The following is a 3700-nucleotide window of genomic DNA, read 5'->3' as shown; positions in this document are numbered from 1 at the left end:
TTTTCCATTTGCCTGTCGGGGCAGAGACAGGCGCGTGCGCTTTTCTTGATGTCTAGCTCCACCGCCTTGCCCCTCGGGGTCAAATGGAGAAAAGCTCCGGTGGCTGAGGAACTGCCTCCTCGCTTTTTCCATTTGCCTGTCGGGGCAGAGACAGGCGCTTGCGCTTTTCTTGATGTCTAGCTCCACCGCCTTGCCCCTCGGGGTCAAATGGAGAAAAGCTCCGGTGGCTGAGGAATTGCCTCCTCGTATTTTCCCATTTGCCTGTCGGGGCAGAGACAGGCGATTCCGCTTTTCTTGTTTCATAGAATTTTGCAGAGATGGGGTGAACCTTGCAGAGAAGAAGCAGAACCTTGCGGAAACGAATCAAAACCTTGCAGAGATCAACAAGAACCTTGCGGAAACTAGCAAACCTGGAAAAGCACAAAAAAAGAACCGTCATCAACATGACGGTCCACTGCCTTATATTCACTTAAACAAATAAGTTAGATTTTGTACATAACTGTTAATCGTTAGGTTGCCAATCATCATTGTAATCATGAGTAAGAGTGCAAAGTAAAGAACGATATATAAGAGGAAGCCATATAATGGCTCGAAGTTTTCTTGTTTGCTCGTAAGTATAGCACTGATGACATAAAGCGGGATGAAGAAAACAGCTAGTAATAAACAAATGGTTAGCATTCCATTCCCGAAGGCGAAAGACTTTAAAGACATAAGGATGACGGATAGAGCAGTGCCAATGATTACAATCGGTAGCTGTCCTGCATAGAAGCTAATAATGCTTTTAAAAGAGTGCTGTGGTCCAAATATAGTATTTATAAAAAAGATGGATAGGGTTGCGATTAATGTTAAAACAAACGTGACGAAGAAAACTTCCATAAATGTTGATAAAAAGCTGGGTGGATTGCTCCAGTACTGGTTAACTGCAAAAAGATAAATCGAGAAGGAGAAAAGAGCTGTAAATAGAATAATACTTACAGTAGCATTCGGGAACTCGCTTTCTCCTTTGCTATATGTTAACGAGGGACTTTTAAGCTGGCGCATAAAATAATTGGAATACTGCTTTGTGTGGTTTTTCAAAGTTGCCAAGTGGTCTTTTACTGCAATGGGCGCCTCTGTTGCAATAGCAGCTTCCTTAATAATCTCTCTTTGATGCCTCAGTAGATAGTTTCCACAATCTGAGCAATAATTTCCTGATACTTGATCATGATTGCAATTTGGACATTGCATCTTTCTTCCTCCTTTTTTGTTCTAGCCTATAAATCTAGCAAGCTCTTCATTAAACTTTTCTTTTTCTTCATAAAACAAACCATGCCCACTATATTCAAAAGGGACTAACATAGAATTTTGAATTTGCACGTACATAAGCTCTCCTAGTTCGTAGGGACAGATTAAATCCCATTTGCCGTGGAGGATAAGTGTAGGAGTATGAATGCGGGTAAGATCACTTCGGAGGTCTTCATCACGCAGTGTTTCTAAGCATTGCGCGGTTGCATGGCCAGATGCAGTAAGACAAAGATTTTGGAACCAGTGCTGAAAACTTTCGCTCAGGTGACGGTGAAAGAAGAGATTGCCGAAATCCTGCACCATTTTTGGTCGGTCATTATACGTATCGCTTATTAATTCGTTTACTACAGTTATAGGGGTGCCATAAGGAAAATCGGGCTGCATCGTAAACATTGGAGCAGCTGCACCAGCTAGGGCCAGCTTATCTACCTGATGAGCGTTGTAACGAGACATATACCGAATGGCAACTGCCCCACCCATCGAATGACCTAAAAGCGTAATGTTCTCCAGTTGTAGCGTGTCTATAATAACTCGGATATCGTCAGCCATTCTGTTGTAGGAGTAACTTTCCCAAGGGTTAGAGGATTTTCCAAAGCCACGCAAATCAAGACCTATACAGCGGTAGCCAAGTGCGGGCAGTTGGTTGAATTGATACTCAAACATTTGGTGGTTAGCTGGCCAGCCATGAATAAATAAAATCGTCTTGTCGGCTGATGGGTTTATATCCTCTATGTATATATTCACACCTTTTTCAACCTTTACATAATATCCCATATAAGCCCTCCTATATTATCCGATATATCAATATATGAGGAAATACATAAGGTTATTCTTTAGTGACAGTTAGGATTGGAGACTGATAGACCATGATGCTCAGCATAAATAAATTTTTGGAAAAAACGATGGCTTATTTTATTCCGGTCAGTGTAGTAATCGGGGTATTAGTATCCGATTATATTGTTGATTTGGCATGGCTAATACCATGGATTTTTGCATTTATGACCTTTGCAGGTAGCCTAAATTCAAATTTCGCTTCCTTCAAGGATGCTGTTTTACATCCACTTCCAATCTTCGTGACGTTCACCATTTTGCATATTATTATGCCCTTGCTGTCGCTTGGAATCGGTCATCTCGTGTTTCCAGGAGAAATGCTGACGATTACAGGGCTAGTACTTGCAATGTCTATACCTACAGGGATTACTAGCTTTGTATGGGTTGCAGTGGCAAAAGGAAATAATGTGCTGGCACTTACGATTATTTTATTAGGAGCGCTTCTTTCACCCGTAATTGTTCCTTTAACACTTCATCTTCTAGTAGGTGAAACAGTAGAGATTGATGCACTCGGTATGATGATCGGACTTCTTTGGACGATTGTTATTCCTTCCATTTTAGGAATGATTTTAAATCAGGTAACGAAGGGCAAAGTAGTCGATATTTTAAGTGCTAGGCTTTCTCCGTTTTCTAAGGTAGGCATGGGAATAGTAGTAATGCTAAATGGGGCAGTAGTTGCTCCGTTTTTATTAGAGGAAGGGTTTGCTTTAGTAGGACTTGGAATTGTTGTAATCATTATCGCTTTTTTAGGCTATGTTCTTTCTTTTTCAGCGGGGAGATTGTTGAGACAGGGGAAGGAAACGGTAATTGCAATGGTCTTTACTGGAGGGATGCGCAACATAAGTGCGGGAGTAGTTCTAGCTACGGCCTATTTTCCAGCAGCTGTTGCTATTCCTGTTGTTCTTGGCATGCTCTTTCAACAAGTGCTTGCTTCCTTGTTTAACTCCTTTATTGAACGTTACTACGGAAAAGTGTAATTATTTTTATTTTCAAATAATTACAACTTTTGACAGTTCAATTATGCTAAAATATTTTCATGATAATAAAGGGGGATAAGAAATGGTAAATAAAATAGAGATGATGGGGCAATTCGAGCAATATGCAAAGGGTCTCATAAAAGAACACAAAATCCCTGGGGTAGGTATTGCTTTTAATCAAAATAATGAACGAATCTATGAAAAAGCTTTCGGGTATCGAAATGTGGAAAAACAGCTTCCCATCGATGCAGACACGATTTTCGGCATAGCCTCCATGACGAAGTCCTTTACGTGTGTAGCCATTATGCAGCTTCAGGAGCTTGGTAAACTGTCTGTCCATGACGAGGTGGTTAAGTATTTACCAGATTTTCGAACGCAGGACGAAGAAAAATCCAAGAGAATTACAATACATCATTTGATGACTCATACATCAGGTCTTCCGCCAATTGCAACTCATGTCTATGCAAGGAAGCGTAGTATCGATCAGGATCCATCCGCAAAGGATTATGGTCTAGACCTAGTGAACAACCCAGAGCCAGCGATTGACACGTATGAGGAGTTACTTAATTACATTGCAAAACAAGACTTCGACCTGCTTGGTGAACCAG

General features: G+C 41.0%; 5 protein-coding genes. 2 read left to right on the top strand and 3 right to left on the bottom strand.

What is annotated here, in order from left to right:
- Window positions 1-79 precede the first annotated feature (79 nt).
- The 3 genes from AC06OU_RS11720 to AC06OU_RS11710 are packed head-to-tail and all read right to left on the bottom strand — an operon-like array spanning window position 80 to window position 2058.
- Window positions 80-445, bottom strand: coding sequence for a hypothetical protein (locus AC06OU_RS11720; protein WP_475855970.1), 366 nt, complete (start codon window positions 443-445; stop codon window positions 80-82).
- 20 nt (window positions 446-465) lie between these two features.
- Window positions 466-1227, bottom strand: coding sequence for a hypothetical protein (locus AC06OU_RS11715; RefSeq protein ID WP_475855968.1), 762 nt, complete (start codon window positions 1225-1227; stop codon window positions 466-468).
- A 21-nt stretch (window positions 1228-1248) separates the two neighbouring features.
- Window positions 1249-2058 carry an alpha/beta fold hydrolase gene (locus tag AC06OU_RS11710; protein ID WP_475855966.1) on the bottom strand — a complete coding sequence of 270 codons (810 nt, stop codon included), beginning with the start codon at window positions 2056-2058 and terminating at the stop codon, window positions 1249-1251.
- A gap of 92 nt (window positions 2059-2150) precedes the next feature.
- Here AC06OU_RS11710 and AC06OU_RS11705 point away from each other — a divergent pair, with 92 nt between their 5' ends.
- On the top strand, window positions 2151-3092 hold the full coding sequence (locus AC06OU_RS11705; RefSeq protein WP_475855965.1) for a bile acid:sodium symporter family protein: 942 nt from the start codon (window positions 2151-2153) through the stop codon (window positions 3090-3092).
- 82 nt (window positions 3093-3174) lie between these two features.
- Window positions 3175-3700, top strand: a 526-nt coding sequence (locus tag AC06OU_RS11700) for a serine hydrolase domain-containing protein (protein ID WP_475855963.1), incomplete at its 3' end; no start/stop codon positions are given.

Source organism: Psychrobacillus sp., assembly GCF_056205495.1.
The sequence above is the reverse complement of the archived record's forward strand: the minus strand, read 5'-3'. Positions and strand labels throughout refer to the sequence as shown.